Annotated in this window: 18 protein-coding genes and 1 other annotated feature; of the genes, 12 read left to right on the forward strand and 6 right to left on the reverse strand. The window is 54.9% G+C overall.

The window, feature by feature from the left end:
* Positions 1 to 211: 211 nt before the first annotated feature.
* On the reverse strand, positions 212 to 2,821 hold the full coding sequence (gene topA / locus D9980_RS08065; RefSeq protein WP_121606978.1) for a type I DNA topoisomerase: 2,610 nt from the start codon (positions 2,819 to 2,821) through the stop codon (positions 212 to 214).
* A gap of 426 nt (positions 2,822 to 3,247) precedes the next feature.
* Here topA and D9980_RS08070 point away from each other — a divergent pair, with 426 nt between their 5' ends.
* Positions 3,248 to 3,499: a YciN family protein gene (locus D9980_RS08070; RefSeq protein ID WP_021181261.1), complete on the forward strand. Its 252-nt coding sequence runs from the start codon at positions 3,248 to 3,250 to the stop codon at positions 3,497 to 3,499.
* Between the two features lie 49 nt (positions 3,500 to 3,548).
* On the opposite strand, the gene sohB is transcribed toward D9980_RS08070, so the two are convergent.
* Complete coding sequence (gene sohB, locus D9980_RS08075) at positions 3,549 to 4,595, reverse strand: protease SohB (RefSeq protein ID WP_121606979.1); 1,047 nt, start codon at positions 4,593 to 4,595, stop codon at positions 3,549 to 3,551.
* Between the two features lie 395 nt (positions 4,596 to 4,990).
* Here sohB and D9980_RS08080 point away from each other — a divergent pair, with 395 nt between their 5' ends.
* Positions 4,991 to 5,752, forward strand: a complete 762-nt coding sequence (locus D9980_RS08080) for a YciK family oxidoreductase (RefSeq protein WP_121606980.1) — start codon at positions 4,991 to 4,993, stop codon at positions 5,750 to 5,752.
* A gap of 13 nt (positions 5,753 to 5,765) precedes the next feature.
* Complete coding sequence (cobO, locus tag D9980_RS08085) at positions 5,766 to 6,356, forward strand: cob(I)yrinic acid a,c-diamide adenosyltransferase (RefSeq protein ID WP_024486387.1); 591 nt, start codon at positions 5,766 to 5,768, stop codon at positions 6,354 to 6,356.
* A 47-nt stretch (positions 6,357 to 6,403) separates the two neighbouring features.
* On the opposite strand, the gene rluB is transcribed toward cobO, so the two are convergent.
* The 3 genes from rluB to D9980_RS08100 form a co-directional block, all read right to left on the reverse strand.
* A complete protein-coding gene (rluB, locus tag D9980_RS08090) occupies positions 6,404 to 7,312 on the reverse strand; it encodes a 23S rRNA pseudouridine(2605) synthase RluB (protein ID WP_024486388.1) in 909 nt (302 codons plus the stop codon).
* 152 nt (positions 7,313 to 7,464) lie between these two features.
* Positions 7,465 to 8,085 carry an L-threonylcarbamoyladenylate synthase gene (locus tag D9980_RS08095; protein ID WP_021181255.1) on the reverse strand — a complete coding sequence of 207 codons (621 nt, stop codon included), beginning with the start codon at positions 8,083 to 8,085 and terminating at the stop codon, positions 7,465 to 7,467.
* A 48-nt stretch (positions 8,086 to 8,133) separates the two neighbouring features.
* Positions 8,134 to 9,021, reverse strand: coding sequence for a PHP domain-containing protein (locus D9980_RS08100; protein WP_121606981.1), 888 nt, complete (start codon positions 9,019 to 9,021; stop codon positions 8,134 to 8,136).
* A gap of 240 nt (positions 9,022 to 9,261) precedes the next feature.
* Positions 9,262 to 9,366 (forward strand) — a sequence feature (Trp leader region).
* A 28-nt stretch (positions 9,367 to 9,394) separates the two neighbouring features.
* Here D9980_RS08100 and D9980_RS08105 point away from each other — a divergent pair.
* The 7 genes from D9980_RS08105 to D9980_RS08135 all read left to right on the forward strand — a co-directional run bounded on the left by D9980_RS08105 (position 9,395) and on the right by D9980_RS08135 (position 16,490).
* Positions 9,395 to 10,954, forward strand: a complete 1,560-nt coding sequence (locus D9980_RS08105) for an anthranilate synthase component 1 (RefSeq protein WP_121606982.1) — start codon at positions 9,395 to 9,397, stop codon at positions 10,952 to 10,954.
* On the forward strand, positions 10,954 to 11,535 hold the full coding sequence (locus D9980_RS08110; RefSeq protein ID WP_021806581.1) for a gamma-glutamyl-gamma-aminobutyrate hydrolase family protein: 582 nt from the start codon (positions 10,954 to 10,956) through the stop codon (positions 11,533 to 11,535). Before D9980_RS08105 ends, D9980_RS08110 begins: the two co-directional genes overlap by 1 nt.
* Before the next feature lie 16 nt (positions 11,536 to 11,551).
* Entirely contained in the window at positions 11,552 to 12,550 is a 999-nt protein-coding gene (trpD, locus tag D9980_RS08115) for an anthranilate phosphoribosyltransferase (RefSeq protein ID WP_121606983.1), read from the forward strand.
* Between the two features lie 3 nt (positions 12,551 to 12,553).
* Positions 12,554 to 13,915: a bifunctional indole-3-glycerol-phosphate synthase TrpC/phosphoribosylanthranilate isomerase TrpF gene (gene trpCF, locus D9980_RS08120; RefSeq protein WP_202913991.1), complete on the forward strand. Its 1,362-nt coding sequence runs from the start codon at positions 12,554 to 12,556 to the stop codon at positions 13,913 to 13,915.
* A 38-nt stretch (positions 13,916 to 13,953) separates the two neighbouring features.
* Positions 13,954 to 15,144: a tryptophan synthase subunit beta gene (gene trpB, locus D9980_RS08125; protein WP_024486835.1), complete on the forward strand. Its 1,191-nt coding sequence runs from the start codon at positions 13,954 to 13,956 to the stop codon at positions 15,142 to 15,144.
* A complete protein-coding gene (gene trpA, locus D9980_RS08130; RefSeq protein ID WP_121606985.1) occupies positions 15,144 to 15,950 on the forward strand; it encodes a tryptophan synthase subunit alpha in 807 nt (268 codons plus the stop codon). The genes trpB and trpA overlap by 1 nt, the downstream gene beginning before the upstream one ends.
* Positions 15,951 to 16,175: 225 nt before the next feature.
* The gene (locus tag D9980_RS08135; RefSeq protein WP_024486834.1) at positions 16,176 to 16,490 is read left to right on the forward strand and encodes a BON domain-containing protein; all 315 of its coding nucleotides are present in this window, start codon (positions 16,176 to 16,178) and stop codon (positions 16,488 to 16,490) included.
* A gap of 45 nt (positions 16,491 to 16,535) precedes the next feature.
* Here D9980_RS08135 and ompW read toward each other — a convergent pair whose 3' ends face one another.
* Complete coding sequence (gene ompW / locus D9980_RS08140; RefSeq protein WP_121606986.1) at positions 16,536 to 17,177, reverse strand: outer membrane protein OmpW; 642 nt, start codon at positions 17,175 to 17,177, stop codon at positions 16,536 to 16,538.
* Between the two features lie 295 nt (positions 17,178 to 17,472).
* Between ompW and D9980_RS08145 the strand changes: the two genes are divergently transcribed.
* Positions 17,473 to 17,913: a YkgJ family cysteine cluster protein gene (locus D9980_RS08145; protein WP_024529249.1), complete on the forward strand. Its 441-nt coding sequence runs from the start codon at positions 17,473 to 17,475 to the stop codon at positions 17,911 to 17,913.
* 41 nt (positions 17,914 to 17,954) lie between these two features.
* Positions 17,955 to 18,749, forward strand: a complete 795-nt coding sequence (locus tag D9980_RS08150; protein WP_121608980.1) for a YciC family protein — start codon at positions 17,955 to 17,957, stop codon at positions 18,747 to 18,749.
* The last annotated feature ends 8 nt before the right edge of the window (positions 18,750 to 18,757 follow it).

Here is an 18,757-nt window from a genome sequence, read left to right on the forward strand (position 1 = left end):
AAAACATTTTTATATAACCATTATATCATGTCGCGCTACCAAGTATAGAGCCGCTTCACAAGATGATAACGATCTTTTCGCATGATTATCAACGCCGAGCCTTGCCGATAAAAATAAGAAAAAGCAGAGAAGAATAGATCCGCCAGCCGATTTTCGCCAATAAAAAACCAGCTCAGTGAGCTGGTTTTTTTGGTGCTGCCTTGCAGCCGGGTTACTTCTTGCCTTCAACCCATTTGCCATCAACAAAGAATGCGGACCAGCCGGTGGCCTTACCGTCTTTCTCTGATGAGACATACTGCTGCTTGGTTTTACGGCTGAAGCGCACCATCGTCTTGTTGCCTTCCGGATCGGCCACCGGCGCATCGGCCAGATAGCTCAATTTCTCCGGCAAACGATCTTTGAAGCGCAGCAACTCTTCCACTAACGGCGCACGGGTTTCGCGCGATTTAGGGAAGGTGTTGGCCGCCAGGAACACGCCTGCCGCCCCATCACGCAACACAAAGTAGGCGTCCGATTTCTCGCACGGTAACTCAGGCAGCGGGACCGGATCCTCTTTCGGCGGCGCAACTTCACCGCTGCGCAGGATCTTACGGGTGTTCTTGCAGTTTTCGTTGGTGCAGCCCATGTACTTACCAAAGCGCCCCATTTTCAGGTGCATTTCGGAACCACATTTCTCACACTCAACGATCGGGCCGTCGTAACCTTTCAGGCGGAATTCGCCCTGTTCGATTTCGTAGCCATCACAGGCCGGGTTGTTACCACACACGTGCAGCTTGCGCTGGTTGTCGATCAGGTAGCTGTCCATCGCGGTGCCGCACTTCTGGCAGCGCTTGCGGGCACGCAGGGCGTTGGTTTCTGCATCATCCCCTTCCAGGATGTTCAGCACTTCCGCTTCCGGCACCAGGTTGATGGTGGTTTTGCAGCGCTCTTTCGGCGTCAACGCATAACCGGAACAACCAAGGAACACGCCGGTACTGGCGGTGCGGATGCCCATCTTGCGGCCACAGGTCGGGCAGTCAATGCTGGTCATCACCATCTGGTTCGGGCGCATACCGCCCTCTTCAGGGTCTTTCTCGGCGGTTTCCAACTGCTCGCTGAATTCGGCAAAGAATTCGTCCAGCACTGCTTTCCATTCCGCCTGATTGTTGGCGACCTGGTCCAGGCCATTTTCCATGCGTGCGGTGAAGTCGTAATTCATCAGCTCACGGAAGTTTTCTTCCAGGCGATCGGTGACAATCTCACCCATTTTTTCCGCGTAGAACCGGCGGCTCTCTACCCGCACATAACCACGATCCTGAATGGTCGAGATGATCGAGGCGTAGGTAGATGGACGGCCAATTCCGCGTTTTTCCAACTCTTTAACCAGTGAAGCTTCACTGTAACGTGCCGGTGGCTTGGTAAAGTGCTGGCTCGGGATCAGCTTTTGCAGATCCAGCTCGCTGCCCACTTCCACAAACGGCAGAGTGCGATCTTCATCGCCCTTACGCAGCGCAGGCATCACCTTGGTCCAGCCATCGAAACGCAGCGTACGGCCTTTGGCACGCAGCAGGAAGTCGTCGGCTTTCACCGTCAGCGTGGTGGAGTCGTATTGCGCTGGTGTCATCTGACAGGCGACAAACTGACGCCAGATCAGCTGATACAGTTTCTGCGCATCCGCTTCCATATCTTTCAGTTGTTCAGCCAATACGCTGACATCGGAAGGACGGATCGCTTCGTGCGCTTCCTGGGAGTTTTCTTTGCTGCTGTATTGGTTAGGCGCCTTCGGCAGGTATTTGTCGCCGAAGTTGTCACCGATATAACCACGCACCATGTTGATCGCATCCTGACTCAGGTTGGTGGAGTCGGTACGCATGTAGGTGATATGACCGGCTTCATACAGACGCTGCGCCATCATCATGGTTTTCTTCACGCCGAAGCTCAGGCGGGTACTGGCAGCCTGTTGCAGCGTGGAGGTGATGAACGGTGCACCCGGTTTGCTGCTGGTTGGCTTGTCTTCACGATCCAGCACCGTATAACGGGCTTTTTCCAGCAGGTTAAGCGCGGCATGAGTCTGCTCACGGTTAACCGGTTTGAACGGCTTATCGTGGGCATGGGTGACTTCCATCTGCAGCGCGATTTCGCCTTTCGCCAGCAGATCGGCATGCAGTTCCCAGTACTCTTCGGGTACGAACGCTTTGATGTCGCGCTCACGCTCCACCACCAGCCGTACCGCAACGGACTGCACCCTGCCAGCGGACAGGCCACGAGCAATTTTTTTCCACAGCAGTGGCGAAACCATGTAACCCACCACGCGGTCCATAAAGCGACGCGCCTGCTGTGCGTTGACACGATCGATATTCAGCTCGCCTGGCGCTTGGAACGCCTGCTGGATCGCGTTTTTGGTGATTTCGTTAAACACCACGCGGCTAAAGCGCTTGTCGTCTCCACCGATCACTTCCCGCAGGTGCCAGGCGATGGCTTCCCCTTCGCGGTCAAGGTCGGTTGCGAGGTAAATGTGGTCAGCATTTTCGGCTAACGACTTTAACTCGGCGACCACTTTTTCCTTACCGGGTAAAATCTCATATTGCGCTTCCCACCCGTGGTAAGGATCGACGCCCATGCGATTGACCAGCGCGGTCTTTTCATCTTTCTTGACTTTCTTTTTGGCTTTGTCTTTGGTTTTGTCTTCGGTTGACTCAGCGCTCTTTTTGCTAGCTGAGCCACTGGTCGGCAAATCACGGATATGACCGACGCTGGACTTCACCACGTAGTCATTACCTAAATATTTATTAATAGTTTTGGCTTTTGCCGGGGACTCAACTATTACGAGAGCTTTGCCCATAATTACCTTTACCTGAATTTAATACTTCTAAAAAGAAGCCATTTGTCTCGCCGTACCGCGGCAATTCGTATCTCTTATTTATATTGCGGTACTCTGGCAAGAGATCAACCTGTTTTTTTCTAATGGTTGCCTAACTGGTCAACCTGAACGCATTTAGCCAGCCTAACCTGTTCACGCCGAACCCCAGAGGCCAGGCCAGCTATGACCTGCGTTGAGCGTAAACAAATCCTTCCACCGGAAGCCGCAAAATCCCACACTCTACCTGATAACAAACGCGACGCAACTTAATTAGCGTGGAAAACCTCATTTCACCTCGGACGGTCAAATCACTGGCCGTCCAGACGGCAATTAAACCTTAGCTGGTTTGCGGACAAACGCGAACCCGCGCTAGAATACGTTCAGAATTTTCGCTTGCAGGAGAAATAAATGCGTAACAACACTCAACCCATCGAACGAGCAGATCTGCTTACTGAAGCAAATAACATCATCCGCCAACACGAAGATTATATGCACGGCATGGTGGCCACCGACGTTGAGCAGAAAGGCAGCGTGTTGGTTTTCCGCGGCGAGTTCTTTTTAGATCCCGAGGGGCTGCCAACGGCAAAAACCACCGCCGTATTTAATATGTTTAAGCACCTGGCCCATGTGCTTTCCGAGAAATATCATCTGGTGGATTAACCATTAAAAACGGGGCCATCTGGCCCCGTGTAATCACCGGTTTAACAGCTTACAACAATGGTTTCTCGCCGCGTTGCCACCAGCGCAACAGCAGACGATCGGCGCTCTCTGCCGCACTGCCGGTAAAGCGGTCGATCAGGCGTTTACGGCGAGCATAGCGCACCCCTACCACCTCATGATTTTCCATCTCGGCAATCAGCAGATCGTCACTGGTGCCGACCGCGTCAACCAGCCCTTTATCTTTCGCCTGAGTGCCATACCAATGCTCACCGGTCGCGACCTCTTCGATAGCCAATGAAGGACGTTGCTGATGAACAAACTGTTTGAACAACTCGTGGGTTTCGTTCAGATCTTCACGGAATTTTTCCCGCCCTTGTTCGGTATTCTCACCAAACAGGGTCAAGGTGCGTTTGAACTGGCCAGCGGTGTGCAATTCCACATCGATGTTGCTCTTTTGCAGCAAACGATGGAAGTTGGGGATCTGCGCAACCACGCCGATCGACCCAATGATGGCAAACGGGGCTGCCACAATGCGGTCGGCAACGCAGGCCATCATGTAACCGCCGCTAGCCGCGACCTTATCCACCGCCACCGTCAGGCGGATACCGCCCTTGCGCAGGCGCTCCAACTGCGAGGCGGCCAGACCATAACCGTGCACCACCCCACCTGGGCTCTCCAAACGCAGCAACACCTCGTCTTTGGCCGTCGCTACCGCCAACACGGCAGAGATTTCTTCACGCAGTGAGCTGACCTCATGGGCATCCATACTTCCCTTGAAGTCCAGTACATACAGGCAAGGTTTGACTGCCTCAACCGCACCGGCCTTGGCACGCTGTTTTTTCAGCTTGTCGTCGGCCTTGTTCTGCTTTTTAAACTGCTTGCTCCAGGCCTTCTGCTCTGCCGCTCCCATGCGGGCAAGGCGCATTTCCCGTTGCATTTCACGATATTGCTCACCCAGGTCGGTAAGCTGCAGTTCCCCTTTCTGCTGGCTCTTGCGCTGCCCGAGGCTCACCGCCAGCAACACCAACGCGGCAATAGCAATCACCACCGTGGCAACTTTGGCCAGGAAAAGGCCATAAACAGATATAAACTCCACAGATACCGCCTTTATTTACAGTTTGTTAGTTGAGCGGGCGCAGCATGCAGCACCCCTACGTACTTTTTAGCAAATGGCACCACGGCTGTCGCGCCTAAATGAAAATTCAGATTGAATGAGCATGCGGCGCACCTCCGTGCTATGGGGTTGCCCGCAGCGGTAACCAAGCCGCTATTGTACCGTTTTTGTTACAAAAGAATGCCGTTTCTGTAGGTTACTCATTGAAAATGCGATCCATTTCAGGCATATAACAGACATTATTCATTAAATGACTGACAAAAATTCGCAGCGGATCGCCATTGTGGTTGAGCAACCCTGCTCCTGCCAGCGATCCGCAATCCACCCAAGCTTCCAGCCATAGCGCGGGAGCCGCCAACCAGGCGCGAGGAACTATTGTGCATTACCAACCTAAGCAGGATCTGCTCGAACAACGAATTATTCTGGTGACCGGTGCGGGCGACGGCATTGGTCGTGAAGCGGCGCTGACTTACGCTCGCTACGGCGCACAGCTAGTGCTGCTTGGCCGCACGGAAAGCAAACTGCAGGCCGTTCAGGCCGAAATTGCCGCCATCTCCAGCGCCCCGACGCATATCGTTACGCTGGATTTGTTACACACCACGCCAGAACAGTGCCAAACCCTGGCGGCCGACTTGGCCACCAAGGTGCCACGTCTGGACGGCGTATTGCAAAACGCCGGCCTGTTGGGCGACATAGCCCCAATGGCTGAACTTTCGATGACCATGTGGAACGAAGTGATGCAGGTCAACGTGAATGCCACCTTCATGCTTACCCAGGCGCTGCTGCCGTTGCTGCTGAAATCCAATGCAGGATCGTTGGTGTTCACCAGTTCCAGCGTTGGCCGTACCGGCCGTGCCGGCTGGGGAGCCTATGCCGTTTCCAAGTTTGCTACCGAAGGGATGATGCAGGTATTGGCCGATGAGTATAAAAACCGTAACTTGCGGGTAAATTGCATCAATCCTGGCGGAACTCGCACCAAAATGCGTGCATCTGCATTCCCACAGGAAGATAAAAACAAGCTGAAAACACCGGCCGATATCATGCCGCTCTATCTGTATTTGATGGGCGATGACAGCCGCCGTAAAACCGGCAAGAGCTTCGATGCTCAGCCTAACCGTAAACCCGGCGCCGCCGAATAAGGAAGCTTTTAACATGGCTGAAGATCGTCACCAGCAACGCCAGCAACGGCTGAAAGAACAGGTGGATGCCCGCATTGCCGCCGCGCAGGAAACCCGTGGTCTATTGCTGGTCTTTACCGGCAATGGTAAAGGCAAGACCACCGCTGCATTTGGTACCGTCACCCGCGCCGTCGGCCACGGTATGAAGGCTGGAGTGATCCAGTTTATCAAAGGCCAATGGCCCAACGGCGAGAAAAACCTGCTGCAACAGCACGGCGTGGAATTTCAGGTGATGGCAACCGGCTTTACCTGGGAAACTCAGGATCGGGAAAGTGATACCGCCGCCTGTCAGGCCGTCTGGCAACACGGTAAGCGGATGTTGGCCGACAGCAGCCTGGATATGGTGCTGATGGACGAGTTGACCTATATGGTGAGCTACGGCTATTTAGAGCTGGCAGAGCTGCTGGAGGCGCTTGAGCAGCGTCCTGCGCACCAGACGGTGATTATCACGGGGCGTGGCTGTCATCGCGATTTGCTGGAGCTGGCGGATACCGTAACGGAGATGCGGCCGGTGAAGCACGCGTTTGAAGCGGGGATCAAGGCTCAGCAGGGCATTGACTGGTAACTGAATAACCCGTGGCCAAGCCAGAAGGCAAGGCCACGGTGATAAATTTAGCTACGCTTGGAAGACTTGGCCGGTTTACCCGGTTTGCTGCTGCCTGGTGCGCCACGACGGCTGCCGGGAGCAACCTGGCTGTGACGTTTTACCGCACGGCGGATCTGGTTGGCTTTCACACGGCGGCGATCGCGTTCCACCGGCAGTTTGCTGACGGTTTCCGGTTGCAGTTCCACCAGCTCACGCAAATAGTTGATCGCCTTGAGATCCAGCTCGGTATAGCCGCCACGAGGCAGGCCTTTTGGCAGATCGATATCGCCGTAACGTACGCGGATCAAACGGCTTACCTGCACGCCAACGGCTTCCCACAGGCGACGCACCTCACGGTTACGGCCTTCGGTCAACGTGACGTTGTACCACTGGTTGATCCCTTCGCCACCCTGGAAGGTGATGGTGCGGAATGCCGCTGGGCCATCTTCCAGTTGGACACCTTTGCTCAGTTGCTTGAGCTTTTCGTCGTCGATCTGGCCGAACACGCGCACGGCGTATTCGCGTTCAACTTCGCGGCTTGGGTGCATCAGGCGGTTAGCCAGTTCACCGTCAGTGGTAAACAGCAGCAAGCCTGAGGTATTCACGTCCAAACGCCCTACCGCTACCCAGCGAGAGCCACGCAGTTTTGGCAGGCGATCGAAGACCGTTGGGCGACCTTCTGGATCGCTACGGGTACAGAGTTCGCCTTCCGGCTTGTAATAAGCCAGCACGCGGCAAACCGCTTCTTCGGATTCTTTGATCGAGACAACATGACCGTCCAGACGAATTTTCATCCCGGCGACCACTTCAACGCGGTCGCCCAGTTTGGCGATCTTGCCGTCGACGCTGATGCGACCTGCCTCAATCATGGTTTCTATTTCACGACGCGAGCCATGGCCAGCATTCGCTAATACTTTCTGTAACTTTTCGCTCATTGAGCAACCTCTAATGTCGCCTTCACAGGCGTCGGGGGACTTTGCCGCCACTCTCACCAAGAAGAGGAGGCCGCAAAGATTAGCACTTGGTCAAAACCAACCGCTTATTATACAGGCTTTATCCCTCCTTGGCACTGACTTCGTCCGGCAGTTTAGCGGAAAGGCGCTGGATCGCCCGCCCCTTCACGGATCACTTCCGGGGAGGATTCGGTCAGGTCGATAACCGTGGTTGGCTGCTGGCCCAGGAAACCGCCGTGGATCACCAGATCCACCTGCTTACCAAGGTGTTCGCTGATCTCTTCCGGATCGGATTCGGCAAAGTCATTACCTGGCAGCATCAGCGTGGTCGACATCATCGGCTCATTGAGCACTTCCAGCAATGCCAGCGCAATCGGGTTGGATGGCACACGCAGGCCGATGGTTTTACGCTTGTCATTCATCAGGCGGCGAGGGACTTCTTTGGTCGCTTTCAGGATGAAGGTGTAATTGCCCGGCGTATTGTTCTTGATCAGGCGAAACGACGAATTGTCCACATAGGCATAGGTCGACAGCTCGGACAGATCGCGGCACATCAGCGTAAAGTTGTGGTTGCCGTCCAACTGGCGAATACGGCAGATACGCTCCAAGGCCGTCTTCTCTTCAAGTTTGCAGCCCAGCGCGTAGCCAGAGTCTGTTGGATAGACGATCACACCGCCCTTGCGCAGCACCTCTACGGCCTGATTGACCAGGCGCGGCTGCGGATTGTCCGGGTGAATATAAAATAGCTGGCTCATCTGTAACTCCTGAAAATGATGCACGCGGACGACAACGCCCGCGTTAAATCAATTTACGTTGCTCTCTTGGGGCTGTGGCCAATCTCGCCACACCGGTTCAACACCGCCGGGTAACCACAGTTTGCGCCCCAACTCAATCCACGAACAGGGCTGATGGAAATCCGAACCCTGAGACGCCAATAATTGATAGTCCTGCGCATATTTAGCCAACACCGTACGCTCATGGGGGGCTTGCTGACACTGCGCCACCTCCATCGCATCGCCGCCATGTTCGGCAAAATAGGCCAGCAGGCGTTTCAGCCATTTTGCCGTCAGATCGTAACGGCCCGGATGCGCCATCACCGCTTGGCCACCGGATTGATGAATGACATCAATGGCTTGTTCTATTGTACACCACTGTGGCGGAACATAGCCGATTTTCCCTTTGGCGAGATACTTCTTGAACACCTGCGCCATGTTGTCGGCCATGCCCTGCTGCACCAGAAAACGGGCAAAATGCCCTCTGGTAACCGCCCCATCCCCCGCCAACTGTTGTGCTCCGGCATAGGCATCGGGAATACGTGCTTTCGCTAACCGAACGCCGATTTCTTGCGCACGTAGATTACGGCGCTCGGTCTGTTCGACCAGCAGTTGTAACAGCGCCGGATGGGTGATACCGAGCCCCAGCCCAACAATGTGGATCTCATGGTTTTCCCACAGCGTAGAAATCTCGACGCCGTTAACCAGCTGCAAGGGCAAGGCAAGATCGGCTATCGCGGCCGCGGCCTCTGCCAATCCATTGGTGGTGTCGTGATCGGTAATAGCCAGCACGCCAACGCGCATCTCAACGGCTCGCCGCACCAATTGTGTCGGCGTTAAGTAACCGTCCGAAGCGGTGGTGTGGCTGTGGAGATCGTACAGGGTAAAAGCGGAGGATTGTGGGCTGCTGTCTGTCAAAAGGGATATCCTGCTATGGCTTGGCTTTCTATCATACCCGTTATGGTTGGCCGGACGGAAATCTATTCTGCCGATGGCGCTCCCGCCAGATTAACGATTTCACATTAGCCGCTAACATATTGTGCAAAAAGAGAGTTGACATTGCCCCTTCGTTCCAGTTAACTAGTACACAAGTTCACGGCAATGACCGTGTTGGATGAAAATACAGAGAGCAACATGATGACTAAGCACACTTCTCTTCTTCGCTGGTGGCGTACTTCCCATTCAAGGGTCGAGTAATCACGCATACCTGTCATCTGACACTGCAGATTCCCTAGGCCCGCTCATTACAGCGGGCTTTTTAATGGACAAGATTTGACTGGAACTACCGAAGATGAACATCAAACCACAGCTCAAACTACTCACGGCACAGGCCGGTTACCGCAGCGATCCGACGGCGATTTTTCATCAGCTGTGCGGCGCTCGCCCTGCCACCCTGTTGCTGGACTCGGCGGAAATCAACAGCAAGCAAAACCTGAAAAGCCTGCTGATTGTCGACAGTGCCCTGCGCATTACCGCCTTGGGCCGTAAAGTCAGCCTTCAGGCGCTGACTGCTAACGGCGCAGCCCTGCTGCCACTGTTGGATGAAGCCTTGCCTACCGACGTACAAATCCAGGTTCGCCCTAATGGCCGTGAGCTGACCTTCCCGGCAATTGATACGGTACAAGACGAAGATGCCCGCCTGCGTTCACTGTCGGTGTTTGATGCATTGCGCACGATGCTTACGCTGGTCGATGCTCCTGCCGATGAACGTGAAGCGATGTTGCTCGGCGGCCTGTTTGCCTATGACCTGGTTGCTGGTTTTGAAGACCTGCCAGAGCTGCGCCAAGACCAACGTTGCCCGGACTTCTGTTTCTATCTGGCGGAAACGCTGCTGGTGCTGGATCACCAACGCGGCGTAGCTCGTTTACAAGCCAGCGTATTTAACGGTGACAACGCTGAAACCCTGCGTTTGCAGCAGCGTCTCGAACAGCTTCAGGTGCAATTGCAGCAAACTCCGATCGCCATTCCTCATCAGAAACTGGAAGACATGCAGTTAAGCTGCAATCAGAGCGATGAAGAGTACGGCGCGGTAGTCAGCCAGTTGCAGCAAGCCATCCGCCACGGTGAGATTTTCCAGGTGGTGCCTTCTCGTCGCTTCTCTCTGCCTTGCCCTAACCCGCTGGCGGCTTACCAGACGCTGAAGGAAAACAATCCAAGCCCTTACATGTTCTTTATGCAGGACAACGAGTTCACGCTGTTCGGTGCCTCGCCGGAAAGCGCGCTGAAATATGAAGCTACCAGCCGCCAGATCGAAATCTATCCGATCGCCGGTACTCGTCCTCGCGGACGCCGCGCCGACGGTTCGCTGGATCTGGATCTCGACAGCCGCATCGAACTGGAAATGCGTACCGACCATAAAGAGCTGGCGGAACACCTGATGCTGGTCGATCTGGCCCGCAACGATCTGGCCCGCATCTGTGAAGCTGGCAGCCGCTATGTGGCCGACCTGACCAAGGTAGACCGTTACTCATTCGTGATGCACCTGGTTTCCCGCGTGGTCGGCAAGCTGCGTAGCGATCTCGACGTGCTGCATGCCTATCAGGCCTGTATGAATATGGGCACGTTGAGCGGTGCACCTAAAGTGCGCGCCATGCAACTGATTGCCGCCTCTGAAGGCACCCGTCGTGGCAGCTACGGCGGCGCAGTGGGTTACTTTACCGCTCACGGCGATCTCGATACCTGTATTGTCATTCGTTCCGCGTATGTTGAGGACGGTGTTGCCACCGTGCAGGCCGGTGCCGGTGTGGTGCTGGATTCCGTTCCGCAGGCAGAAGCCGATGAAACCCGTAACAAGGCACGTGCCGTGCTGCGTGCCATCGCCAGCGCGCACCAGGCCAAGGAGATTTTCTAATGGCCGATATCTTACTGCTCGACAACGTCGACTCCTTTACTTACAACCTGGTCGATCAACTGCGTGCCAGCGGCCATCAGGTCGTAATTTACCGTAACCAGATTGCCGCCGAGATCATCATCGCGCGTCTGCAACAGATGGAGCAGCCTATTTTGATGCTGTCCCCAGGCCCAGGTACTCCAGCCGACGCCGGCTGTATGCCCGAGCTGTTGCAACGCCTGCGCGGCCAGATGCCAATCATCGGTATCTGTCTCGGCCATCAGGCGATTGTGGAAGCCTATGGCGGCCACGTTGGCCAGGCCGGTGAGATCTTGCACGGCAAGGCGTCTTCCATTACTCACGATAACCAGGGGATGTTTGCCGGTATGGCCAACCCGCTGCCGGTCGCCCGCTATCACTCGCTGGTCGGCAGCAATATCCCTGAAGGACTGACCGTCAATGCTCGCTTCGGCGACATGGTGATGGCAGTGCGTCACGATGAACACCGCGTATGTGGTTTCCAATTCCATCCAGAATCCATTCTGACCACCCAAGGCGCGCGTTTGCTTGAGCAGACGTTGGCCTGGGCGCTGGCGAAATAATCAAGGGGAACCGACTATGCAACCTATTCTTGAAAAACTGTATCGCTCGGAGTCGATGAGCCAGGAAGAAAGCCAGCAGTTATTCAGCGCTATCGTGCGCGGTGAGCTGGAACCTAGCCAACTGGCGGCGGCCTTGATCAGCATGAAGATCCGCGGTGAGCACCCGGAAGAAATCGCCGGAGCAGCCAAGGCGCTCTTGGCCGATGCTTTACCGTTCCCACGCCCGGACTATGCCTTCGCGGATATCGTCGGCACCGGCGGTGACGGCACCAACAGCATCAATATCTCCACGGCCAGCGCCTTTGTCGCCGCGGCCTGTGGGGTCAAGGTGGCTAAGCACGGCAACCGCAGCGTCTCCAGCCGTTCCGGTTCATCCGATCTGTTGGCCGCCTTCGGGATCCGCCTGGATCTGCCCGCGGAAGAATCTCGCAAGGCATTGGATGAACTGGGCGTGTGTTTCCTGTTTGCACCGCAGTATCACACCGGTTTTCGCCATGCGATGCCGGTACGCCAACAGTTGAAGACCCGCACGGTGTTCAACGTACTCGGGCCGTTGATTAACCCGGCTCGCCCACCGTTGGCGTTGATTGGGGTCTATAGTCCGGAGCTGGTGTTGCCAATCGCCAAAACCCTGCGCGTATTGGGTTATCAGCGCGCCGCCGTCGTGCACGGTGGCGGCATGGATGAAGTGGCGATCCACACCACCACTCACGTAGCCGAGCTGAATGACGGCGAAATTGAAAGTTATCAGCTGACGCCTAAATCTTTTGGGTTGGACAGCTACCCGCTGGGCTCTCTGCTGGGCGGGTCGCCGGAAGAAAATCGTGACATTCTGGCAAGGTTGTTACAAGGTAAAGGCGAGCCAGCGCACGCCGCGGCGGTCGCCGCCAACGTCGCACTGTTGCTGAAACTATTCGGACAGGAAGACCTGCGCCAGAACGCGCAGCAGGCATTGGAAATGATCCACAGTGGGCAGGCTTACCAGCGTGTCACTGCTTTGGCAGCAAGAGGATAAATGATGCAGGAAACCGTGCTCAACAAGATTGTTCGTGACAAGGCGCAGTGGGTCGCGGCACGTAAGCAACAACAGCCATTAGCCAGCTTTCAAAACGAAATCGTGCCAAGCGAGCGTAGCTTTTATCATGCGCTACAAGGCGCCAGAACAGCATTTATTCTCGAATGCAAGAAAGCCTCTCCTTCCAAGGGGCTGATCCGCGAGAATTTTGACCCGGTGGAAATCGCCTCGGTGTATAAGGATTTCGCCTCGGCGATCTCGGTGCTGACCGATGAGCAATACTTCCAGGGCAGCTTCGATTTTCTGCCGCTGGTGAGTAAAACCGTGAGCCAGCCGGTACTGTGTAAGGACTTTATGATCGACCCTTACCAAATCTATCTGGCACGTCACTACCAGGCCGACGCCATTCTGTTGATGCTGTCAGTGCTCGATGACGAACAGTACCGCCAACTTGCCGCGGTGGCACACAGCCTGAATATGGGCGTGCTGACCGAGGTGATCAGCGAAGAGGAATTACAGCGCGCGGTACAGCTCGAAGCCAAAGTGATTGGCATCAACAACCGCGATCTGCGCGATCTGTCTATCGATCTGGATCGCACCCGTATCCTGGCTCCTAAAGTGCCACATGGCGTGACGGTGATCAGCGAGTCCGGCATCAATAACTATCGCCAGATCCGTGAACTCAGTCGCTATGCCAACGGTTTTCTGATCGGCAGCGCCTTGATGTCGGAAACCAACCTGCGCAGCGCGGTACGCCGCGTGATCCTGGGCGACAACAAGGTCTGCGGCCTGACCCGGCCGCAAGATGCCGCAGCCGCTTATCAGGCAGGTGCCAACTACGGCGGTCTGATCTTCGTTGGCCGTTCCCCGCGTAACGTGGACATTGCCCACGCCAGGGAAGTGATCGCCGGAGCGCCGTTGAAATATGTGGGTGTTTTCTGTGATGCGCCGATCGCTACGGTAGCGCAAACTGCCGAGCTCCTTGGTCTGCATGCGGTGCAACTGCACGGCGCGGAAGACCAGGCTTATATCAACGCCCTGCGCGCCGAGCTGCCAGCCACCTGTCAGATCTGGAAAGCCTTGAGCGTAAAAGACAGCCTACCCGCTCGCGATCTGCAACAGGTCGATCGTTACCTGCTGGATAACGGCGCTGGCGGTACCGGAGTTCGCTTTGACTGGTCAGTGTTGCAGGGCCAAACGCTGGACAACGTGATGCTGGCTGGCGGCCTGAGTGCAGACAACTGCGTAGATGCGGCCCAACTGGGCTGTGCGGGCCTCGATTTCAACTCTGGCGTAGAGAGCCAACCCGGCATCAAAGATGCCGAGCGTCTGGCGGCGGTGTTCCAAACCCTGCGCGCCTACTGATTGCGAACCTCATTTAACGGATAATAACGGGAAAAATAATGACGCTGCTTAACCCTTACTTCGGCGAATTTGGCGGTCAGTACGTGCCGCAAATTTTGATGCCAGCCCTGAAACAACTGGAAGAAGCCTTCGTCAGCGCCCAGCGTGACCCAGAGTTCCAGGCAGAGTTTATCGATCTGCTGAAAAACTACGCGGGTCGCCCGACGGCACTGACGCTGTGCAAAAACCTGACTGCCGGTAGCAAAACCAAGCTCTACCTGAAGCGTGAAGATCTGCTGCACGGCGGTGCCCATAAGACCAACCAGGTATTGGGCCAGGCGCTGCTTGCCAAACGCATGGGCAAAACCGAGATCATCGCGGAAACCGGCGCAGGCCAACACGGTGTGGCCTCTGCGCTGGCCTGCGCCCTGCTCGGTCTGAAATGCCGTATCTACATGGGCGCCAAGGACATCGAACGCCAGTCACCTAACGTATTTCGTATGCGCCTGATGGGAGCAGAAGTGATCCCGGTGCACAGCGGCTCTTCCACGCTGAAAGATGCCTGTAACGAAGCGCTGCGCGACTGGTCTGGCTCTTACGAAAAGGCCCACTACATGCTGGGCACTGCCGCAGGCCCGCACCCGTTCCCGACCATCGTGCGTGAATTCCAACGCATGATCGGCGAAGAAACCAAAGCTCAGGTGCTGGAGCGTGAAGGCCGTCTGCCGGATGCCGTATTGGCCTGCGTTGGCGGCGGTTCCAACGCCATCGGCATGTTTGCCGACTTTATCGATGATACCAGCGTTGGCCTGATCGGCGTTGAACCCGCTGGCCTGGGGATCGAAACCGGCCAGCATGGTGCGCCGCTGAAACATGGCAAGGTAGGGATCTACTTCGGTATGAAATCACCGATGATGCAAACCTCTGAAGGCCAGATCGAGGAGTCTTACTCGATTTCCGCCGGTTTGGACTTCCCTTCCGTTGGCCCGCAGCACGCCTATCTCAACAGCATCGGCCGTGCAGAATACGTGTCGATCACCGATGATGAAGCGCTGGAGGCTTTCAAGGAGCTTTCCCGCCACGAAGGGATTATCCCGGCGTTGGAGTCTTCCCATGCCCTCGCACACGCGTTGAAAATGATCCGTGAAGAGCCGCAGAAAGAACAGATCCTGGTGGTTAACCTGTCCGGCCGCGGCGACAAAGACATATTTACCGTTCACGACATTCTGAAAGCACGGGGAGAAATCTGATGGAACGTTATCAGCAACTGTTCAAACGGTTGGAAAATAATAAAGAAGGCGCCTTTGTGCCGTTTGTCACCCTCGGCGACCCAAACCCGACGCTATCGTTACAGATCATTGATACGCTGGTGGAGAACGGTGCAGATGCCTTGGAGTTGGGGATCCCCTTCTCGGATCCGCTGGCCGATGGCCCAACCATTCAAAGTGCAGCTCTGCGTGCTTTCGCTTCTGGGGTTACGCCAACGCACTGTTTCGAAATGCTGGCGGCGATCCGTCAGAAGCACCCTGATATTCCGATTGGCCTGCTGATGTACGCCAACTTGGTGTTCCACGGCGGTATTGACGCATTTTATCAGCGCTGTGCGCAGGCCGGTGTAGATTCCGTGTTGATCGCGGACGTACCTTTCGAAGAGTCCGCGCCTTTCCGCGCGGCGGCAACTCGCCACGGTATTGCGCCAATCTATATTTGCCCGCCAAATGCGGATGAAGATTTACTGCGTGAAATCTCGTCCCACGGCCGGGGTTACACCTACCTGCTGTCACGCGCCGGAGTAACCGGAACGGAAAGCCGGGCACAGTTACCGCTGCACCACCTGGTCAATAAGCTGCGCGAGTATCATGCGGCGCCACCGCTGCAAGGCTTTGGCATCTCTGAACCATCACAGGTCAAGGATGCGTTGCAAGCCGGGGCCACCGGGGCAATCTCCGGTTCGGCAATTGTTAAAATCATCGAACAGAATCTGGCTCAACCAGCAGAAATGTTGGCAAAGCTAGGCAAGTTTGTCCGTGAAATGAAAGCCGCTACCCGCGTTTAATCTCCCCGCTCTCAATCACCGGATACTACGAAAGTATCCGGTGATAACACTTTGTTTACCCTCAATCTTGCCAAAGATATTTTCGCAAACAATTTGAACAAACCAGCAACCTGCCCCACAATCATATTTGCCGCTAAATATTCAGTGGTTCAGTGCATACGATTTCGTTAGCTGATTGAAATCAGCCTTTAATTTCAACAATAACATATGCAAGGAGAGTCATTTATGAAGCTATTTAAAACCCTTTCGGCGCTGTGCATGGCGGCTATTTTGGCTATGGCAGTTTCTGCCTGTGCTCCAACGGCAAAATCAGAAGGGACTGGCGGCTATATCGACGATACGGTCGTCACTACCAAGGTGAAGTCAGCACTGCTGGCGGATAAAACCATAAAATCAACCGAAATCAGCGTCGAGACCTTTAAAGGCAAGGTTCAGTTAAGCGGTTTCGTCAGCTCTAGCGCCGATGCCAATCGCGCCGTTCAGGTGACTCGCGGCGTGGCGGGTGTTAAATCGGTCGAAAATGATATGCGCATTAAATAACTAAAGAGGGAGGCGCCGAACAGCGCCTCCTTATTGCAGCGTAGCTTAGAAGCGGTAGCCCGCACCAAACATAAATACAAATGGATCCAGACGCGTATCAACGCTCTGATGTTGGTCACCGGCGTCAAAGCGAACCTTGGTCTCGATATTCATCCACCAGACCGACATGTTCAGCATCCAGTGCTCATCCAGGTTGTAATCCAGACCTGCCTGCCCGGCAACACCCCAGGAATTTTTCAGGTCCAGGTTGCTTAAACCTGCATCCTTCCCGTTGTCGTTGAATTTCTCGTCGAAGAACATGGTGTAGTTCACACCAATACCCAGGTATGGACGCAGCTTGTCCTGCTTGTCACCAAAGTAGTACTGCGCCATCAGCGTTGGTGGCAGTTGACGAACTGTTGCAATATCCCCGTTGACCGCTGGGCCACCCAGAGAAACTTTATGGCGGAACGGCGTTGCAGCCAGTAACTCGACGCCGATATTGTCCGTCACCATATAGCCAAAAGTCAGACCCAACTGGGTGTTGTTATTGGCGTTGAACGATCCTTGGCCTAAAACGTTGTCCGAACCTGCATTAGGACGCACTGTTGCAGTCCCTGCACGGAACAGGAAATCACCCGCTTGATGCGCGCTTGCTACCATAGGAGCCATCAGAGCCCCTAACACCACCAGAGTTGTCTTTTTCATTATCCATTCCATTTGTGTGGTTTACAGTCCCGATGAATATACCTATTAACAGGTATTTATGATCCCATCGAGATCACATCTTAAGTGTAAAAATTTAAATTCCCACCAAAAACAAAGCCACCTAAGGTGTTAATAAATCGATAATTGATCTGAATCAATAAACGCCTTTTGTTGCAAATTTTATGCATGTTTACATTTCTGTTACCAAAAAAAGTTGCTAAAAAAAATGCCTCTGCGTAATTTCATCATTCCTGTTGGTTTTGGTTGGGCCGGTAAGGAGTCGGTGGCAATCAAGATGAGCGAAATTCAAAATCCCTGCACCAGCTGCGGCGCCTGCTGCGGTTATTTCCGAGTATCATTCTATTGGGCCGAAGCGGAAGATGGCGGCGGCGTGGTACCTATATCCTTAACTGAACCCTTGAGCCCCTTTCTGCGCTGTATGCAGGGAACCAACAGCAAGTCCCCACGCTGCACCTCGCTGGTGGGTGAAATTGGTCAGGCGGTATCCTGTTCGATCTATCCCAATCGCCCTAGCCCCTGCCGCGAATTCGATCAATCCGGGGAAAACGGCCTGCGCAATGAAGCCTGCGATCGGGCCCGTGAGCGCTACGGCCTGCCGCCCTTGCCGGTTCCCCTGCCATTATCATTGTCAGAGACCATAATCGCCCAAGAAATCAGCACAGTGCCATTCGCGGGGTGCCACAGCGGAGCGGAACAAGGTACAATCGCCCACTGATTTAACTATGTTCCCGACGCCAAGGAGTCTGCATGCCAAGCATGCCAATTACGGCCAACACGTTGTACCGTGACAGTTTTAACTTTTTCCGTAATCAGGTTGCCAGCATTGTGCTGTTGGCATTGCTGACCGCATTCATTTCTGTGCTGCTTAATCAGGCGTTTAGCCCCGATATCGAGCAGTTGAAGATCCTGACCGCGACGGAAAGTGATTTGGCCTCCAACGCCGGTGCCGGCATGGGGATCCAGGAAATCATTCAGCAAATGACGCCTGAACAGCAGATGGTGCTGTTGAAAGTCTCCGCCGCCGCCACGATTTCCGCTTTAGTGGGTAACGTGCTGCTGGTAGGGGGTATGTTGACGCTGATCCGTCTGGTTTCTGAAGGCCAGCGTACCAGTGCACTGCGGGCTATCGGGATATCTGCCCCGCTATTGCCGCGTTTACTGTTGCTGCTGTTTGTCTGCACCTTGCTGACCCAGCTTGGCCTGACGCTGTTCGTCGTGCCCGGTGTGATCATGGCGATCTCGTTCTCGCTAGCCCCGGTGATTTCCGTGGCCGATGGGAAAGGCATGTTTGCCTCACTGAAGCTAAGCTGCAAGCTGGCCTTTGCCAACGCGCGGGTGATCGTACCGGCGATGATGCTGTGGTTGGCGGCCAAACTGCTGGTGCTGTTTATGGTCAGCCATTTGTCGGTGTTGACACCACACGTTGCCAGCATAGTGCTGACTGCATTAAGCAACCTGGTTTCTGCCCTGCTGCTGATTTATCTGTTCCGTCTATATATGTTACTGCGGGAAACCGCGCCAGCTGCTGGCGTGTCCTTAGATAAAAGATAAACAGGGTC

Source organism: Serratia sp. 3ACOL1 (assembly GCF_003668775.1).
Classification (GTDB): domain Bacteria; phylum Pseudomonadota; class Gammaproteobacteria; order Enterobacterales; family Enterobacteriaceae; genus Chania; species Chania fonticola.

What these genes read in the sequence shown, in the direction of transcription:
- D9980_RS08095 (WP_021181255.1), bottom strand. Translation starts at nt 8,085, where the DNA reads ATGAGCCAGCTATTTTATATTCACCCGGACAATCCGCAGCCGCGCCTG.
- rluB (WP_024486388.1), bottom strand. Translation starts at nt 7,312, where the DNA reads ATGAGCGAAAAGTTACAGAAAGTATTAGCGAATGCTGGCCATGGCTCG.
- cobO (WP_024486387.1), top strand. Translation starts at nt 5,766, where the DNA reads ATGGCTGAAGATCGTCACCAGCAACGCCAGCAACGGCTGAAAGAACAG.
- trpB (WP_024486835.1), top strand. Translation starts at nt 13,954, where the DNA reads ATGACGCTGCTTAACCCTTACTTCGGCGAATTTGGCGGTCAGTACGTG.
- D9980_RS08105 (WP_121606982.1), top strand. Translation starts at nt 9,395, where the DNA reads ATGAACATCAAACCACAGCTCAAACTACTCACGGCACAGGCCGGTTAC.
- D9980_RS08135 (WP_024486834.1), top strand. Translation starts at nt 16,176, where the DNA reads ATGAAGCTATTTAAAACCCTTTCGGCGCTGTGCATGGCGGCTATTTTG.
- trpA (WP_121606985.1), top strand. Translation starts at nt 15,144, where the DNA reads ATGGAACGTTATCAGCAACTGTTCAAACGGTTGGAAAATAATAAAGAA.
- topA (WP_121606978.1), bottom strand. Translation starts at nt 2,821, where the DNA reads ATGGGCAAAGCTCTCGTAATAGTTGAGTCCCCGGCAAAAGCCAAAACT.
- trpCF (WP_202913991.1), top strand. Translation starts at nt 12,554, where the DNA reads ATGCAGGAAACCGTGCTCAACAAGATTGTTCGTGACAAGGCGCAGTGG.
- D9980_RS08145 (WP_024529249.1), top strand. Translation starts at nt 17,473, where the DNA reads ATGAGCGAAATTCAAAATCCCTGCACCAGCTGCGGCGCCTGCTGCGGT.
- D9980_RS08150 (WP_121608980.1), top strand. Translation starts at nt 17,955, where the DNA reads ATGCCAATTACGGCCAACACGTTGTACCGTGACAGTTTTAACTTTTTC.
- trpD (WP_121606983.1), top strand. Translation starts at nt 11,552, where the DNA reads ATGCAACCTATTCTTGAAAAACTGTATCGCTCGGAGTCGATGAGCCAG.
- ompW (WP_121606986.1), bottom strand. Translation starts at nt 17,177, where the DNA reads ATGAAAAAGACAACTCTGGTGGTGTTAGGGGCTCTGATGGCTCCTATG.
- D9980_RS08070 (WP_021181261.1), top strand. Translation starts at nt 3,248, where the DNA reads ATGCGTAACAACACTCAACCCATCGAACGAGCAGATCTGCTTACTGAA.
- D9980_RS08110 (WP_021806581.1), top strand. Translation starts at nt 10,954, where the DNA reads ATGGCCGATATCTTACTGCTCGACAACGTCGACTCCTTTACTTACAAC.